Below are 16,728 nucleotides of genomic sequence, written 5' to 3'. Positions count from 1 at the left end.
TGTAAAGGATGGCCTTCATGTCCCCCGTATCGAGACCCGTCTCGCTCCCGCATCCGCTGCTTCCATCCGCCGACTGGGCGGATCGGTTCACGCTCGGCCTGCCCGTCGACAATCTTACAGCGCGCGAGGCCACACGGCTGGCGCTGGAGCATCCGCCGGGCTGGGTGCGCCGGCTGATGGTGCTGCGCAACGCGCTCGTTGCGCCCTTCGGGCTGAAGGGAGCGGCAGAGCAGGTGAAGACATCGGAAACGGAGATCGGCGGTTTTCCGGTGGTCAGCGCCAGCGACGACCGGGTGGTGCTTGGTTTCGACGACCGGCATCTGGATTTCCGCATCGTCATCGATATCCGGCAGGACCGGCCGAATGGCCAGACGCTCAGCGTGATGACGCTCGTGCACCGCAACAACCTGTTCGGCCGGCTTTATCTCGCGGCCGTCATGCCGTTCCACAAGCTGATCGTTTGCACGATACTGTCCGGCATCGGCCGCCAGGTGACAGAGCGGTGAGGTTCAGTTCACCGCGGTAACGGTAAAACCCTGTTTGCGCAGCAGTTCCACGACGCCTTCTGCACCCGGAAGATGCAGGCTGCCGACGGCGATGAAGACGTTGCCGCTCGCCAGGATGGGGGCTGCGCGCTCCGCCATGGTATGATTGCGGTCGATGATGATGCGCTGCTCGAAATCGGCATAGGCCGCCTTGTCGTCGTCCGTCTGGGGGGAGGCCGCCCGCATCATCGGCATGATCATGCCGGTGTCGCCGGCGAGATAGAGCTGGCTCATCGTCTCGATGACATCCTTCAGCGTGTCGCCAAGCGCCAGCGTCTGGACGAGGCCTTCCACCTGCGGCTCGATCGGCAGCGAATCAAGCGCCGAAATCTGTTCGATCAGGGTTTCGAGACCCTTCAGCGTCTTGCCATCGGCAAGCGCATCCCTGGCGAGGCGCTGATCGAGGAAGGCGATGCCGGATGTCTTGCGGGCGACTTCGCAGGCGGGAAGGGCGACGAAGCTCATGATCATCCACGGCTTCATGCGGCCGACGGCGGCGAGCGACAGGCCGCGGGTCTTGAGGCCTTCCGCCAGTTTGTCGGCACCGTCCTTGTCGAGGAAGTCGGTGATGGATTTGCCATCTGTGAACATGGTGAGGTCGGGGCGCGTCATGATTGCCGCGGCCGTCTTCTTTTCGTCAGCGATTTCGTCCGATTCGACGACGATGGTCGAGGCAGCGGCATAGGCGGTACGTGCGGCCTCCGGCATGGCGAGAACGCGCGGATCGGTCACGTGCATGGTGCCGAGCAGCCAGGAGGCGGGCTGGCCATCCTTCTCGATCTTCCAGAAGATGCCCTTGCCGTTCGGTATGGCGTCCGCCTCGGCGCGCAGCTTGGCAAAGCCCGCCGGATCGTCCTTCTCGTATTTCGTCAGCAGGTTATCGCCGCCGCAGACCGGCGGTTCCTGTGCATTGGCGGGAGAGAGCGTCGCCAGAACGACGAGGAAGGAGAGGGCGATCAGCACATGCAGCGCTGCCATCATCCAGAGCCCGGCATCCGCCAGGCGGTCGGCGATGGCGTTGCGGCTTTTCTGCAGTGTGACGATCATGGTCGACTCCCTGTCATTTTCGGCGACCCTAGCGGCCTCCCCCTCATAATCTCTTAACGGGTATCAGGCGCGGGGATGGGCACGGTCGTAGATTTCGAGCAGGCGGGCCGAATCGACGCCGGTATAGACCTGCGTCGTCGAGAGGCTGGCGTGGCCGAGCAATTCCTGGATGGTGCGCAGGTCACCGCCGCCGGCGAGCAGATGCGTGGCGAAGGAATGGCGCAGCGCATGGGGTGTGGCACTGTCGGGCAGACCGAGCGCGCCGCGCATCTTCTGCATCTCGCGCTGGATGATGGCCGGCTGCAACGGCCCGCCGCGCGCGCCGCGGAAAAGCGGCCTGTCGTCGGCAAGCGGGATGGGGCAGAGTTTGATATAGTCCTCGACGCCGGTCAGCGCCGGGGCGATCAACGGCACGATACGCGTCTTGTCGCCCTTGCCGGTGATGCGCAGCGACGTCGGCGTGCCGGCGAAATCGGCCGGCGTCAGCGACAGCGCCTCGGAGATGCGCAGGCCGCAGCCGTAAAGCAGCGTCAGCACGGCGGCGTTGCGCGTGCGGATCCAGGGTTCGTCGGCCAGTTGCTCGTGCGCATCGACGACGGCGATGGCCTGGCGGTCGGACAGCGGCTTGGGCAGGGATTTCGGCTGTTTCGGCGAGCGCACGGCGGAAGCGCCGGCTGCATTGGCAAGCCCCTTGCGCTCCAGATGGCGCAGGAAGGAGCGCAGGCCAGCAAGGCCGCGGCCGAGCGTGCGGGCACCGGCGCCATCGCGGCGGCGGGAGGCGAGGAAACCACGCAGGTCGGCCGGGCGCAGGTTGTCGATATCCTTCAGGCGGGCCGGGGCGGCGAGATGCCCGGTGAGGAAGGCGAGGAACTGACGGGTGTCGCGCTCATAGGCGTCGAGCGTGTTGCCGGAGAGCCGGCGCTCGTCGGCAAGCGCTGCTAGCCAGCCCTGTCGCTCGGCCATCAGGGACGGGTCGGCGATGATGAGAAGTTCGGTCATATCCTGCCCCTGGAGCAATTCCGGCAAAAATGCCTGAGCGGTTGCGCGCAGGATGGGTGATTTGCGTTAGGGATTCGCTAATGGTCGGCCGGGGGCTGGGCAAGTCGGCCTGCCTTCCTCTAGACATGGTGGCTTGTATAGAGAGCGCCATCGTTTTTGAATCCGGATCCGTTTCATGCTCCTTCGTTCCATGTCCGCGGAAAACTATCGCTCGCTGCGTTCGATCCGCATGGATCTCGGGCAGGTGAACCTGTTTGTCGGCGAGAACGGGGCGGGGAAATCCAACCTCTACCGGTCGCTGCAACTGGTGCAGGCGGCGGTGCGCGGCACCTTTGCCCAGGAGATTGCGGCGGAGGGCGGCATGGGCTCGGCGCTCTGGACCGGCAAGCGCCGGCCGAACGAGCCGGTGCGCATTCGGCTGGAGGCCGAACTGCTCGATGAAGAGCGTGCGATCACCTTTCGCTATCGCATCGAAGCGGGGTTGCGGCCGCCGGCCGCCGCCGGCTTCGCCTTCGAACCCCAAGTCAAGGTCGAAGAATTGTCGATCGAGACCGGCCGCCGGCCGGTGACGATGATGAAGCGGGCGGGACCCGGCATCATGGTGCGCAACGAGGCCGGCCGCATGGTCGAACATCCGGAGCAGGCGCTCGCGTCCGAGACGGCCGTGGCGCTGCTTGGCGATGCCGGTCACTATCCGGAAATCGGCACCTTTCGCCGCGCCGTCTCGCAGTGGCGCTTCTTCCACGGCTTTCGCTCCGACCGGGATTCGGCGTTGCGCCAACCGTGCCTTGCCGTCACCGCGCCGCTGCTCGACGAGGACGGGGCGAACATGGCGGCGGTCTTCGCGACGTTGAAATGGACGCGGGGCGATACGGTCGATCTCGACCGCGCGGTGGCGGATGCCTTCGGCGGCGCGCAGCTTTCTGTGCCGGAACCGGAAGAGTTCGCCTCCTATGGGTTGGTCTTTCCGCAGTTTCCGCAGCGGGTGTTCCAGCCGCGCGAGCTTTCCGACGGACAGATCCGCTTCCTGGCGCTGGCCGCGGCACTGCTCTCCTACCGCACGCCGCCGCTGATCGCGCTCAACGAGCCAGAGGCGAGCCTGCATCCCGACATGCTGCCGCCGCTGGCCGAGATGATCGCGCGCGCCGGGCAATCGAGCCAGCTTTGGATCGTCACCCATTCCGAGCGGCTGGCGCTTGAGGTGGAGACGCGCTGCGGGGTGAGGGCAAAACGCGTCGTGCGCAATGACGGTGCGACCTGGATCGACGGCATGCGGCTGACCGGCGAAATGGCGGAGGACGACGAATGAGCGGAAGGATGGCGATCTTTGCGGTTTTCTTCGCGCCGCGCCGGGGGCATCTTCGCGCCTGATGGACAACGATTCGATCGACCTTTTCGGGGAAAAACTGTTTCCGCGCACGGTGCCCGTGATGGTGCCGGTGCCCACAGCCGTGCCCTATTCCTATACGGTGCCGGAGGGCATGGCGGTCGAGCCGGGCTCGATCGTGCAGGTGCCGCTCGGGCCGCGGCTGGTGCCGGGCGTCGTCTGGGACGGCGGTGACGACGGCAAGGTCGATCCGAAGAAGCTCCGGCCCATCGAGAAGGTGTTCGACTGCCCGCCGCTCTCCAAGGCGATGCGCGATTTCCTCGACTGGGTGTCCGCCTATACGGTGACGCCGCCCGGTCTCGTCACCCGCATGGCCTTGCGCGCGCCCACCGCCTTTGATCCCGAGCCGATGATCGAAGGCCTGCGCTTCACCGGCCACCGGCCGGAGCGGCTGACGAGTGCGCGCGAGCGGGTGCTGGAGATGGTCGAGGACGGCATTCCGTGGACCCGCTCGGGTCTTGCGCATGCCGCCGGCACCTCGACCAGCGTCGTGGACGGGCTTGTCAAGCAGGGCACATTCGAGACCGTGTTCCTGCCGCCGCCCCCCGTCGTGGCGGCACCGGACCCGGATTATGTCGCGCCGCGCCTAGAAGGGCCGCAGACTGACAGTGCGGCGGAGCTGGTGGAAAGCGTGCAGGCTGGCGCCTTCAACGTCTCGCTGATCGACGGCATTACCGGGTCCGGCAAGACGGAGGTCTATTTCGAGGCGATCGCCGAGACCTTGCGAAAGGGTCGCCAGGTGCTGATCCTGCTGCCGGAAATCGCACTCACGGCGAGTTTTCTAGAGCGCTTTCAGGATCGCTTCGGCGCCAAGCCGGCCGAATGGCATTCCGATCTTGCGCCCCGAACACGCGAACGCGTGTGGCGACAGGTGACGACGGGGGATGTGCGGGTGGTGGCGGGTGCGCGCTCGGCGCTGTTCCTGCCCTTCGAAAATCTCGGCCTCGTCATCGTCGACGAGGAGCACGATCCGGCCTACAAGCAGGAAGACCGCGTTTTCTATAATGCGCGCGACATGGCGGTGGTGCGCGCACGCATCGGCGATTTTCCGGCCGTGCTGGTCTCGGCGACGCCGTCGGTCGAAAGCCGGGTCAACAGCGATGTCGGGCGGTACAAAAAACTGCACCTGCCGACGCGGTATGGTGACGCGGCGCTGCCCGACCTGCATCTCGTCGATATGCGGCGTCATCCGCCGGCGCGCGGCGGTTTCCTTTCGCCGATCATGCTGCGCGGTATTGCCCGCACCATCGAAAAAGAGCAGCAGGCGCTGCTCTTCCTCAATCGGCGCGGTTATGCGCCGCTGACGCTCTGCCGGGTCTGCGGCCATCGCTTTCAGTGCCCGCAATGCTCGAGCTGGCTGGTGGAGCACCGGTTCCGCGGGCAGATCCAGTGCCATCATTGCGGCTATGCCGAGCGCACGCCGGAAGCCTGCCCGGAATGCGGCACCTTCGATCATCTCGCCGCCTGCGGGCCGGGGGTCGAGCGCATCGCGGAGGAGGTGGAGAAGCATTTCCCGGAGGCGCGTACCATTGTGCTCTCCTCCGACCTGATGGGCGTGAAGCGGCTCAGGCTGGAGCTGGAGGCGATTGCGCGCGGCGAGGCGGATATCGTCATCGGCACGCAACTCGTCGCCAAGGGACACAATTTCCCATTGATGTCGCTGGTCGGCGTGGTGGATGCGGATCTCGGGCTTGCCAATGGCGATCCGCGGGCGGCGGAGCGTACCTTCCAGCTTCTCTCGCAGGTGACGGGGCGTGCGGGGCGCTCCGGCCTCAAGAGCCACGGGCTCATCCAGACCTACCAGCCGCTGCATCCCGTCATGCAGGCGATTGTTTCCGGCGATGCGCAGGCGTTTTACGAGCGCGAGATCAGCGAGCGGGAAAAGGCGCTGCTGCCGCCGTTCGGCCGGCTCGCCTCGGTCATCGTGTCGGCCGACACCCGCGTAGAGGCGGAGGCGCATGCGCGGGGGCTGCGGCAGGCCGCGCCGCATGTCGACGGCATTTCCATCCTCGGCCCGGCCGAGGCGCCGCTGGCGCTCGTGCGGGGCCGGCATCGCTTTCGTTTGCTGGTGCATGGTCGCCGCAACAGCGACATGCAGACATTCCTGCGCACCATGATCGCCAACGGGCCGAAGGAGCGGGCATCGCTGCAGGTGCAGCTCGACATCGACCCGCAGAGTTTTCTTTGAGCGGTTGGGTTAACAAAGAGTTGTGCGAATTCGGCGGGTCGGCTTCTGCGATTCGCGCTGCTGTGCGATAGAGGGCCGACGGGCAGCCACGGAGACACGCCGATATGGAATTCTACATCCCCACCGAGACGGGCGAGTTCCTGGCCTTCTCCGCGGCCATCGCAACGGCCGTCCTCGGACTGTTCGGGCTTTTTGCGCCGGGTATTGCGCTGAAGTTTGCCGGCCTCCAGCCCCGAGAAACGAGCCGCGAAGGGTTTGCCTTCGTCCGGTCGGCCGGCGGCTTCTATGCAGGGCTTGCGATCGTCGCGCTTTTGATGGCGCAAAGCTGGATCTATATGGCGATCGGCGGTGGTTTTGCGCTGGCCGCCTTCGGCCGCATCCTGTCGCTGATGTCGGACGGGTCCTTCTCGGCGAAGAATCTTCTTGTGCTTGCCGTGCAGGCGGTGCTTGCCGCCCTGCCGCTCGGCTATGCCTTCGGCTTCCTTTGAGCGAAAACGGCGTTTTCCGCTCCGTTCGCGCCAGAACATAGTCTGCGCAGTCAACTTTTGCTCCGACTATGGCCGACTTATGGCGCATTCCTGCGCCGCGCGTGTTGCGAGTCCCGGTTTCGTATGCTAGACGAACCGCGAAATTCAGAAAAAGCGGGCGCCAGAGCCCGTGGGGACTGAAGATTACCGCAACGATTTCAGTGCGTTAGGACTGTAGCTCCGCTACCGCCCTCCGCTCTGGATGATAAGAAGAGAAGCTTGTGCCCGTGGCAGACACATCCCAGCTTGTTTCCGGTGTTGCAGAAAGATACGCGTCTTCGCTTTTCGACCTCGCGCAGGAAGCCGGTTCGGCTGACAGTGTCGGTAAAGATCTCGCCCGTTTCCAGGCGATGATCGATGAGAGCGAAGACCTCAAGCGGCTGATCCTCAGCCCTGTCTTCTCCGCCGAAGATCAGACCAAGGCCATTTCCGCCGTTGCCGCCAAGGCCGGCATCACGGGTCTCGTGGCAAACTTCCTCAAGGTGGTTGCGTCAAATCGCCGCCTCTTCGCCGTTCCCGGCATGATCAAGGCTTACCGCGTCATCGCGGCCCGCGCCCGCGGTGAAATCACGGCCGACGTTACCTCGTCCCATGCGCTGACTGCAGCGCAGGAAAACGAATTGAAGGCGGCGCTCAAGGGCGTCACCGGCAAAGACGTGGCGATCGCCGTCACCGTCGACCCGTCCATTCTCGGTGGTCTGATCGTCAAGGTGGGATCGCGCCAGATCGACACGTCCCTTCGCACCAAACTCTCTACTCTTAAGCTTGCACTGAAAGAGGTCGGCTGATGGATATCCGCGCCGCGGAAATTTCCGCAATTCTCAAAGATCAGATCAAAAACTTCGGCAAAGAGGCGGAAGTCTCGGAAGTCGGCCAGGTGCTTTCCGTCGGTGACGGTATCGCCCGCGTTTACGGCCTCGACAATGTCCAGGCCGGCGAAATGGTCGAATTCCCCGGTGGCATCCGCGGCATGGCCCTGAACCTGGAAAGCGACAACGTCGGTGTCGTTATTTTCGGTTCGGACCGTGACATCAAGGAAGGCGACACCGTCAAGCGCACCGGCGCCATCGTGGACGTCCCGGTTGGTCCGGAACTGCTCGGCCGCGTCGTTGACGCGCTCGGCAACCCGATCGACGGCAAGGGCCCGATCAATGCCAAGCAGCGCGCCCGCGTTGACGTCAAGGCTCCGGGTATCATCCCGCGCAAGTCGGTTCATGAGCCGATGTCGACCGGCCTCAAGGCCATCGACGCCCTCATCCCGGTCGGCCGCGGCCAGCGCGAGCTGGTCATCGGCGACCGCCAGACCGGCAAGACCGCCATCATCCTGGACACGATCCTGAACCAGAAGGCGATCCACGACAACGGCCCGGACGGCGACAAGCTGTACTGCGTCTACGTCGCTATCGGCCAGAAGCGTTCGACCGTCGCCCAGTTCGTGAAGGTTCTCGAAGAGCGTGGCGCTCTCCAGTACTCGATCATCGTTGCTGCTACCGCGTCCGACCCGGCGCCGATGCAGTACCTCGCACCGTTCGCCGGTTGCGCGATGGGCGAATACTTCCGTGACAACGGCAAGCACGCCCTCATCGGCTACGACGACCTGTCCAAGCAGGCCGTTTCCTACCGCCAGATGTCGCTGCTGCTGCGCCGCCCGCCGGGCCGCGAAGCCTATCCGGGCGACGTCTTCTATCTGCATTCGCGTCTCCTCGAGCGCGCTGCAAAGCTCAACGACGACATGGGCGCTGGCTCGCTGACGGCTCTGCCGGTCATCGAAACCCAGGGCAACGACGTGTCGGCGTTCATCCCGACCAACGTGATCTCGATCACCGACGGCCAGATCTTCCTTGAAACGGACCTGTTCTACCAGGGTATCCGCCCGGCCGTTAACGTCGGTCTGTCGGTTTCCCGCGTGGGCTCGTCCGCACAGATCAAGGCGATGAAGCAGGTTGCCGGCTCGATCAAGGGCGAACTCGCCCAGTATCGCGAAATGGCCGCCTTCGCCCAGTTCGGCTCGGACCTCGACGCCGCAACGCAGCGCCTGCTGAACCGCGGTGCCCGCCTGACCGAACTCCTGAAGCAGCCGCAGTTCTCGCCGCTGAAGACGGAAGAGCAGGTCGTGGTGATCTTCGCCGGCGTCAACGGCTACCTCGACAAGATCGCGGTCAACCAGGTCGGCAAGTTCGAGCAGGGCCTGCTCGGCTACTTCCGCTCCGAGGGCAAGGCGATCCTCGACACGATCCGCGCCGACAAGGCGATCAGCGACGACACCAAGGGCAAGCTCAAGGCCGCCCTCGATGCCTTCGCCAAGACCTTCGGCTGAAGCTGACGGTTCCAGCCCTGCGCGCTGATCTGGCGCGCAGGTGTCCCGAACTTAGGATTTGACGCATGATCCTCACGGATCATGTCACAGGACGGAAAACGGATGCCTTCACTTAAGGATCTGAAAAACCGGATCGCCTCCGTCAAGGCGACGCAGAAGATTACCAAGGCGATGAAAATGGTCGCCGCGGCAAAGCTTCGGCGTGCCCAGGAAGCGGCCGAGGCCGCCCGGCCCTATTCGCAGCGCATGAGCGCCGTGCTCGCCAACATTGCCCAGGCCGTCGGCCAGGACGATTCGGCGCCGCGCCTGATGACCGGCACGGGCAAGGACCAGGTTCATCTGCTCGTGGTCTGCACGGCCGAACGCGGTCTGTGCGGCGGCTTCAACTCGCAGATTGCACGTCTGGCGCGTGACCACACCCGCAAGCTTCTGGCAAGCGGCAAGACGGTCAAGATCATCTGCGTCGGCAAGAAGGGTTTCGATATCCTTCGCCGCGAATTCGCTCCGCTGATCATCGACCGCGTCGACCTTCGTGAAGTCAAGCGCGTCGGCTTCGAGAACGCTGACCAGATCGGCCGCAAGGTCATCGGTCTGTTCGAGAAGGGCGAGTTCGACGTCTGCACGCTGTTCTATTCCGAGTTCAAGTCGGTCATCTCGCAGATCCCGACGGCGCTTCAGCTCGTTCCGGCCTCCGCTCCGGCGGTCGTTGCCGAGACGACGGGTGCGACGGCAATCTACGACTACGAGCCGGATGCTGCCGCGATCCTCGGGGATCTCATCCCGCGCAACATTTCCGTCCAGATTTTCCGGGCCCTGCTCGAGAACGTCGCCGGCGAAATGGGTGCCAAGATGAGCGCCATGGACAACGCGACCCGCAATGCTGGTGAAATGATCAACAAGCTGACGCTTTCCTACAACCGTCAGCGCCAGGCTCAGATCACCAAGGAACTCATCGAAATCATCTCGGGCGCTGAAGCGCTCTAAGGACCAGGACAAAGAGGGTAAGAGATATGGCTAAGGCAGCTACCCCGAAGGACACCGCAGCGGCGAAGAAGCCGGCTGCGACCAAGACGGCAGCAGCGGCTCCTGCCGCAGCAGCAGCAACGAAGGCTCCGGCCGCAAAGGCGACCGCTGCCAAGGCACCGGCTGCGAAGACCGCTGTCGCCAAGGCCGCCACGAAGGCTGCTGCTCCGGCCGCGTTCGTCGCGACCGGTCGCGTAACGCAGGTCATCGGCGCCGTCGTCGACGTCGCCTTCGACGGCGAACTGCCGCAGATCCTGAACGCGCTGGAAACCGACAACAACGGCAACCGCCTCGTTCTCGAAGTCGCCCAGCACCTCGGCGAAAACACCGTTCGCACGATCGCCATGGACTCGACCGAAGGTCTCGTCCGCGGTCAGCCGGTCGCCAACACCGGCGCCCCGATCACCGTTCCGGTCGGCCCGGAAACGCTCGGCCGCATCATGAACGTCATCGGCGAGCCGGTTGACGAAGCCGGTCCGCTGGTCACCGCCGGCAAGCGCGCCATCCACCAGGATGCCCCGTCCTACGTCGAGCAGTCGACGGAAGCCCAGATCCTCGTCACCGGCATCAAGGTCGTCGACCTGCTGGCACCTTACGCAAAGGGCGGCAAGATCGGCCTGTTCGGCGGCGCCGGCGTCGGCAAGACCGTTCTCATCATGGAACTGATCAACAACGTCGCCAAGGCGCACGGTGGTTACTCGGTGTTCGCAGGCGTGGGTGAACGTACCCGCGAAGGCAACGACCTCTACCACGAAATGATCGAATCCGGCGTGAACAAGCACGGCGGCGGCGAAGGCTCCAAGGCTGCCCTCGTTTACGGCCAGATGAATGAACCGCCGGGCGCACGCGCTCGCGTCGCCCTGACCGGTCTGACGATCGCTGAAGACTTCCGCGACAAGGGCCAGGACGTTCTGTTCTTCGTCGACAACATCTTCCGCTTCACGCAGGCTGGTTCGGAAGTGTCGGCTCTGCTCGGCCGTATCCCGTCGGCCGTGGGCTACCAGCCGACGCTCGCCACGGACATGGGCCAGATGCAGGAACGCATCACCACCACGACCAAGGGCTCGATCACTTCGGTTCAGGCCATCTACGTTCCCGCCGACGACTTGACCGACCCGGCGCCGGCAACCTCGTTCGCCCACCTGGACGCAACGACGGTTCTGTCGCGTTCGATCGCTGAAAAGGGCATCTACCCGGCCGTGGACCCGCTCGACTCGACCTCGCGCATGCTCGACCCGATGGTTGTCGGCGAAGAGCACTACGAAGTCGCCCGTAAGGTCCAGACGACCCTGCAGCGCTACAAGTCGCTCCAGGACATCATCGCCATCCTGGGCATGGACGAACTGTCGGAAGACGACAAGATCGCCGTCGCCCGCGCCCGCAAGATCGAGCGCTTCCTGTCCCAGCCGTTCTTCGTCGCCGAAGTCTTCACCGGTTCGCCGGGCAAGCTGGTTGCGCTCGAAGACACGATCAAGGGCTTCAAGGGCCTCGTCAACGGCGAGTACGACCACCTGCCGGAAGCTGCCTTCTACATGGTCGGCTCCATGGAAGAAGCGGTCGAAAAGGCCAAGAAGCTGGCTGCCGAAGCCGCTTGATGAACTTTGGGGTGCCCGTTCGCGGGCGCCCTTTCCTGACCTGATGAATCAGAAGAAGTGAATGGTCATGGCCGACAATTTCAACTTTGAACTCGTCTCTCCCGAGCGCCTGCTGGTTTCCGGCAGCGTCAGCGAAGTCGTCATTCCGGCGACCGAGGGCGAGATGACCGTCATGGCCAACCACGCGCCGACCATGACGACGATCAAGCCCGGTGTCGTCACCGTGAAGTTCGCAGACGGCAAGAAGGACCGCTACGTGGTCTTCGGCGGTTTTGCCGATATCATCCCGACCGGCTGCACGCTGCTGGCCGAATCGGCCGTGCATGTCGACGACATCAAGAGCGAAGACATCACCCGCCGGATCGAGGCTGCCCGCAAGGAACTCGAACATGCCGCGTCGGACGAACACAAGTTCGGTATCGAGACCTATCTTGCCGAGTTGACCACGCTGAACGGCATCGTGATGCCGGTCTGATCGCCAAAAGGTGATCGCTTGAAACAGAAGCCCGCCTTTGGCGGGCTTTTTTGTTGTCTGTCAAATACAGACGCCGGGTAGAAGGTCCTCTTTACCTTAACGTCAAGAAAGCACGATGGCGGGCGAAGCGTCAGTCATGCGGTTTGCTGTTTCTTTACGGGGCAGTGGGAAGAGTGGCCTTATATATGCACACCCGCCATGATGGTGTGGTCAAGCATCAGGACGAGGAATCATGACCAGCAAGATCGTACCCGTGATCATGGCCGGCGGTAAGGGCACGCGCCTGTGGCCGCTCTCCCGCGCTTCCGCGCCAAAACAGTTCCTCGAATTCCTCGGGGAGGCGACGCTCTTCCAGAAGACGCTGACACGTGTTGCGGATGAGGCGCTCTATGCGCCGCCGATCGTCGTCACCAACAATGATTTCCGCTTCCTCGTCGCCGAGCAGGCCCGTGCCGCCGGTGTCGCGTTGACGTCGATCCTGCTGGAACCCGTTGCGCGCAACACCGCGCCGGCGCTGGCCGTCGCGGCGATCGTTATCGCGCGGCAGTTCGGCGAGCAGGCCGTCATGCAGGTGCTGGCATCGGACCACGAGATCGATGCGAACGACGTCTATTTCGCCTGCATCGCCAAGGCGCAGGCCGCCGCCGAGGCCGGCCGTCTCGTGACCTTCGGCATCACGCCGAGCGAACCGGCGACCGGCTATGGCTATATCGAGATCGGTGAAGACCTCGGCAATGGGGCGAATGCGGTGCGGCGGTTTGTCGAAAAGCCGGATCGCGACCGCGCGACGGCCATGCTGGCGGCGGGCGGCTATTTGTGGAACTCCGGCATGTTCATGCTGCCGGTCGGCCTGTTCCTGCGCGAGCTTCGGCAATATGCGCCGGAGGTGCTGGATGCGGCGGCCGACGCCGTCGCCAAGGCCAAACACGATCTCGATTTCGAGCGGCTCGACGAAGAGGCCTTTGCCCGGGCACCCGATATTTCCGTCGACTATGCGATCTTCGAAAAGACGCCGATCGCCGCCGTCGTGCCCTCGCCGATCACATGGTCCGATCTCGGCAGCTGGGATTCGGTATGGAAGACCGGCAAGCAGGACGATGCCGGCAACGTCGCGGATGGCAGCACGACGGTCCTCGACACGCGCAACTCGCTGGTCATCTCGCGCGATATCCATGTCGCGGTGCAGGGCCTCGACAACATCGCCGTCATCGCCAGTGAGGACGCCGTCTATGTCGGCCGCATGGAAGACAGCCAGAATGTCGGAAAGCTGGTCAAGCATCTGGCGGCCCTGCCGAAGACGGCGAAGCTGACCGAAACCCACCCGACCTCCTACCGCCCCTGGGGCGGCTACACCTCCGTGCTGAACGGCGAGCGTTTCCAGGTGAAGCGCCTGTTCGTCACACCGGGCAAGCGGCTGTCGCTGCAGAAACATCACCACCGCTCCGAACACTGGATCGTGGTGCGCGGCACCGCCGAGGTGACGATCGGCGACAAGACGATCCCGCTGCGCGAAAACGAATCCGTCTATATTCCGCAGGGCGAATTGCACCGCCTGGCAAACCCCGGAAAGATCCTGCTGGAGCTGATCGAGGTCCAGACAGGGTCCTATCTCGGGGAAGACGATATCATCCGTATCGAAGACGAGTTCGGCCGCGGCTGAGCGGATCCGGCGGCAAGGCTAGAGCAGCCTTGCCCCGGCTGGCGTGGCCTTGAGTGCCGTCAGCCGCCCCGACTTGTAGCAACCCGTATCGATGCAGATCCGGCGGGGGCCGAAAACCGCCTCCATGCCAGCCGTATGGCCGTGGATCACGTTGACCGGCAGGCGCGGCCCTTCGCTGAGGAAGGGCTCGCGGATCCACAGCAGGTCGCGATCGGTCTGGTCTTCGAGTGCGACACCCGGACGGATGCCGGCATGCACGAAGACGCAGGTTCCAATCGTCGCCATCACCGGCAGGTTTTCGAGAAGGGTGATGTGCTCGTCCGGGATCGCCGCGCGAAGCATCGGCCCTATAGAAGCCAGGTCTTCCGGTCGACGCAGATGCGCGACGTGCCCGAGACCGTAGGATCGCAAGGTCGCATCGCCTCCGACATTCATCCAGGCGGCATTGTTTGCCGGGTCACGAATGAAGCGCAGGAACGTATCGTCGTGGTTGCCGCAGAGCGCGATGCGCGCGATGCCGTCGCCGTGATCCTGTCGCGCGACGTGGCTGAGCACGGCCTTCGAATCCGGCCCGCGATCAATATAGTCGCCGAGATAGATCAGCAGCGGGTCTCGCACGCTGCTCTGCCGGGCATCCGCCAGGATCCTCGCCTCCAGCGCCAGCAGGGCATCGAAGCAGCCGTGGATGTCGCCAATGGCGTAGATTGTCGACCGGCGCCGGTCGATTTCGATGCGCCGTCTCGGCGGCGCGTCGTGGGCACTGGTTTCGGCGGTGCGAAACATGCGGGGGAGAAGGCTTTTCATATGGGCAGACCATAGGCGGAAGGGAGGGTGCTGTGAACTGGCAAGGAGTGCGATGTAGTCAGCGTCGCTCTTGCCGTGGGCAGCGGCCGACGGCCCGGCATTCCGTGTCGATCCAGATCCCGGCCTTCCGGGTCATCGCCTGTTGCTGGGCTGCGGCCAGACGCGGCGTGGCCGCCCAGGCGGCACCTTTGGAAACGAGCGTTTCCGCAAGGTCCTTGTCCTCGGCACGGCACGAGACGAAAACGGCCTGCCCCGTGCGAAAACGGTCCTGGCAAGTCAGCGTGTGGTTGGCGATCAGGCGCTTCAGGAAAAGCCGCGCCTGCTGGCCGCAGGCGGCGATGTGCCCGTCGTCGCCACGGCACAGTCGTTTCGGATTGACCGCCACGGCATCCGCCAGCACGTAGAGATCTCCGCCCTCCCGAAACGAGCTGCTGTCGAAGACGGTGACGCGGGTTGTCGGCTTCAGCGTCAGCGGCAGGATTTTCCGTTCGACCTTCAACCGCTCGTAGCCTTGCGTCTTGCGGTCGATGCGAACGGGCTTGTCGGTCCAGATCGGATCGTCGGAAACCGGGCCCGATTGCAGCCCCGCCGCCTGTGCTGCCGTCCAAGACAGGAGAAGCGAGGCTGCGATTGTCCAGGCCATCGCCCGCCTGTTCGGTTTCGTGCTGGCCGTCGTTTTCATGCCTGCTCCGGCTTGGATGGGAAAAGTGTGGTTGAGGAGGGCTGCACCATCACGGGCGGATCACAGTTTGTCGGGCAGCGGCATCCAGCGGCTGCGATCGAAATAATCCGGCAGGTAGGAGCCGCGGTTTCGCGTGCGGTCCGGCGTGATGACGAAGTTGTAGCGGGGCGTCTCGCTGAACTCCTTCTTGAGCTGGATGCGGTTGCCGAAGCGGATGATGTCGAATTCCTTGAGGGCGCGGATATCGGCAAAGATCTCCGGTGCTTCCTCCCAGCGCACCTCTTCGAGGAAGACTTCGAGGGCGGCGATGACGGCGTCCGTCACCAGGCTTTGCGTTGCGGGGTTTTCGATGTTGAGCTTGATGCGGAACGAGGACACGCGTGTCTCCGCATTGCCCTTGATGGCGAGGAAGGCGGAAGAAGGCGGGTTTTCGCCGTCCGCCTCGTTCGGGAATTCCCGGTAGGATTGGCAGTCCCAGCTTTCCTTGTCGAAAATGCCGACCTTCCAGCCCGGATTGGGAAAACCGCTGCGCTCCAGCGCCTCGCAGAGTGCTTCCGGCGCCTTGCGGATGGTTCGCACGAATTGCGTCTGGCTGGGCGTGACGGGGGTGAGCAGGCGTTCCGAAATGAGACCCTTCGGGCGCGGCATGCGGTTGCCCTTCAGTTCGTAGGGGCGAAGGGCGCGCTCGCGCGGGGACGTGTCGATGGGCTCGAAGCCGAAGCGGGACAGCAGCAGGTTGAGATTGCGGTAGTTGTTGGCGAGAAGCACGGTGGCGCCGATCGCGCCCAGCAGCACCACGGCGAAGAGCGCGAAGACAAGCACGCCGGATATGCCCTGTTTTCTCCGCTCCGTCATTCCGAACCGCGCCGTTGCCTGTGGCGATGGAGCTGATGTCCGTGATTGCGCAACGGGCAGGGGAGAACCCCTGGATCAGCCGATCTCACGCTCCTGATAGGCTACAAGCAGGGTGCCGGCAAGCGCCAGCGGCCAGGCGATGCAAAGCAGCAGGCCGAGGACACGGTCGACATCCCACCGGCCACCCTTTTCCGCGCCCTCGCGCAGGCTGCAATCGATGAACAGCAGCGCGATCAGCGTATAGAAGGCCATGAGCAAGGCGCTGAGCGACATCGTCTCCGGTTCCGTCGTTGCAGGAGGGGGCGTGGCGGCCACCCTTGGCGCCAACCGGGCCATGGGATCGTCGGGGCGGTGCCGCGACCGTGATTCTCTCCTGAATGCCCCAAATTGTGACACCGTTTACCATCCTTGCCAATAGAAACATCAAAGCGGAAAGCATGTTTGGCGCGTGCTTGAGGGCGCCTGACAAGGCCGGAAGGCCCGCATGTGGCTTCCGGCGGGACAGGGTGTTGGCAGGTCGGGGCGGCGTAGGTGCTGGTGATCAGCGCACCGGCCCAGGCCCCACGCGAGCCGCTTCACTTCGCCCCCTTGACATCCGCCCCGTGGAGGCCGACTTCACGGGGA

16 protein-coding genes are annotated in these 16,728 nt (G+C 64.2%); 10 read left to right on the top strand and 6 right to left on the bottom strand.

What is annotated here, in order from left to right; genetic code table 11:
* Positions 1-17 precede the first annotated feature (17 nt).
* Positions 18-506, top strand: a complete 489-nt coding sequence (locus GR138_RS20505; RefSeq protein ID WP_160861131.1) for a DUF2867 domain-containing protein — start codon at positions 18-20, stop codon at positions 504-506.
* A 3-nt stretch (positions 507-509) separates the two neighbouring features.
* Here GR138_RS20505 and GR138_RS20500 read toward each other — a convergent pair whose 3' ends face one another.
* Both GR138_RS20500 and GR138_RS20495 read right to left on the bottom strand, forming a co-directional pair.
* Complete coding sequence (locus tag GR138_RS20500; RefSeq protein ID WP_160861130.1) at positions 510-1,592, bottom strand: TraB/GumN family protein; 1,083 nt, start codon at positions 1,590-1,592, stop codon at positions 510-512.
* Between the two features lie 63 nt (positions 1,593-1,655).
* Positions 1,656-2,591, bottom strand: a complete 936-nt coding sequence (locus GR138_RS20495) for a tyrosine recombinase XerC (protein WP_160861129.1) — start codon at positions 2,589-2,591, stop codon at positions 1,656-1,658.
* 175 nt (positions 2,592-2,766) lie between these two features.
* Between GR138_RS20495 and GR138_RS20490 the strand changes: the two genes are divergently transcribed.
* From GR138_RS20490 to GR138_RS20450, 9 genes are all read left to right on the top strand, one after another.
* Positions 2,767-3,900 carry an AAA family ATPase gene (locus GR138_RS20490; protein WP_160861128.1) on the top strand — a complete coding sequence of 378 codons (1,134 nt, stop codon included), beginning with the start codon at positions 2,767-2,769 and terminating at the stop codon, positions 3,898-3,900.
* Positions 3,901-3,961: 61 nt separating this feature from the next.
* The gene (locus tag GR138_RS20485; RefSeq protein WP_160861127.1) at positions 3,962-6,166 is read left to right on the top strand and encodes a primosomal protein N'; all 2,205 of its coding nucleotides are present in this window, start codon (positions 3,962-3,964) and stop codon (positions 6,164-6,166) included.
* 104 nt (positions 6,167-6,270) lie between these two features.
* Positions 6,271-6,654 (top strand): AGROH133_08824 family phage infection protein, encoded by a 384-nt coding sequence (locus GR138_RS20480; RefSeq protein WP_160861126.1) that lies wholly within the window; start codon positions 6,271-6,273, stop codon positions 6,652-6,654.
* A 260-nt stretch (positions 6,655-6,914) separates the two neighbouring features.
* On the top strand, positions 6,915-7,481 hold the full coding sequence (locus tag GR138_RS20475) for a F0F1 ATP synthase subunit delta (RefSeq protein WP_160861125.1): 567 nt from the start codon (positions 6,915-6,917) through the stop codon (positions 7,479-7,481).
* Positions 7,481-9,010 (top strand): F0F1 ATP synthase subunit alpha, encoded by a 1,530-nt coding sequence (atpA, locus tag GR138_RS20470; protein WP_160861124.1) that lies wholly within the window; start codon positions 7,481-7,483, stop codon positions 9,008-9,010. Before GR138_RS20475 ends, atpA begins: the two co-directional genes overlap by 1 nt.
* A 102-nt stretch (positions 9,011-9,112) precedes the next feature.
* The gene (locus tag GR138_RS20465; RefSeq protein ID WP_160861123.1) at positions 9,113-9,994 is read left to right on the top strand and encodes a F0F1 ATP synthase subunit gamma; all 882 of its coding nucleotides are present in this window, start codon (positions 9,113-9,115) and stop codon (positions 9,992-9,994) included.
* 26 nt (positions 9,995-10,020) lie between these two features.
* Complete coding sequence (atpD, locus tag GR138_RS20460) at positions 10,021-11,628, top strand: F0F1 ATP synthase subunit beta (RefSeq protein WP_160861122.1); 1,608 nt, start codon at positions 10,021-10,023, stop codon at positions 11,626-11,628.
* 67 nt (positions 11,629-11,695) lie between these two features.
* On the top strand, positions 11,696-12,103 hold the full coding sequence (locus tag GR138_RS20455) for a F0F1 ATP synthase subunit epsilon (RefSeq protein ID WP_160861428.1): 408 nt from the start codon (positions 11,696-11,698) through the stop codon (positions 12,101-12,103).
* Positions 12,104-12,335: 232 nt separating this feature from the next.
* Positions 12,336-13,763 carry a mannose-1-phosphate guanylyltransferase/mannose-6-phosphate isomerase gene (locus GR138_RS20450; RefSeq protein WP_160861121.1) on the top strand — a complete coding sequence of 476 codons (1,428 nt, stop codon included), beginning with the start codon at positions 12,336-12,338 and terminating at the stop codon, positions 13,761-13,763.
* A gap of 18 nt (positions 13,764-13,781) precedes the next feature.
* On the opposite strand, the gene GR138_RS20445 is transcribed toward GR138_RS20450, so the two are convergent.
* The 4 genes from GR138_RS20445 to GR138_RS20430 form a co-directional block, all read right to left on the bottom strand.
* Positions 13,782-14,567: a metallophosphoesterase family protein gene (locus GR138_RS20445; RefSeq protein WP_160861120.1), complete on the bottom strand. Its 786-nt coding sequence runs from the start codon at positions 14,565-14,567 to the stop codon at positions 13,782-13,784.
* Positions 14,568-14,625: 58 nt separating this feature from the next.
* The gene (locus GR138_RS20440) at positions 14,626-15,249 is read right to left on the bottom strand and encodes a thermonuclease family protein (protein WP_160861119.1); all 624 of its coding nucleotides are present in this window, start codon (positions 15,247-15,249) and stop codon (positions 14,626-14,628) included.
* Positions 15,250-15,309: 60 nt separating this feature from the next.
* A complete protein-coding gene (locus GR138_RS20435; RefSeq protein ID WP_160861118.1) occupies positions 15,310-16,104 on the bottom strand; it encodes a DUF6030 family protein in 795 nt (264 codons plus the stop codon).
* 75 nt (positions 16,105-16,179) lie between these two features.
* The gene (locus tag GR138_RS20430) at positions 16,180-16,377 is read right to left on the bottom strand and encodes a hypothetical protein (RefSeq protein WP_160861117.1); all 198 of its coding nucleotides are present in this window, start codon (positions 16,375-16,377) and stop codon (positions 16,180-16,182) included.
* Between the last annotated feature and the right edge of the window lie 351 nt (positions 16,378-16,728).

This window comes from Shinella kummerowiae (genome assembly GCF_009827055.1).
In the GTDB taxonomy this organism is placed as follows: Bacteria; Pseudomonadota; Alphaproteobacteria; order Rhizobiales; family Rhizobiaceae; genus Shinella; species Shinella kummerowiae.
This window is presented reverse-complemented; position numbering and strand designations above follow the sequence as displayed.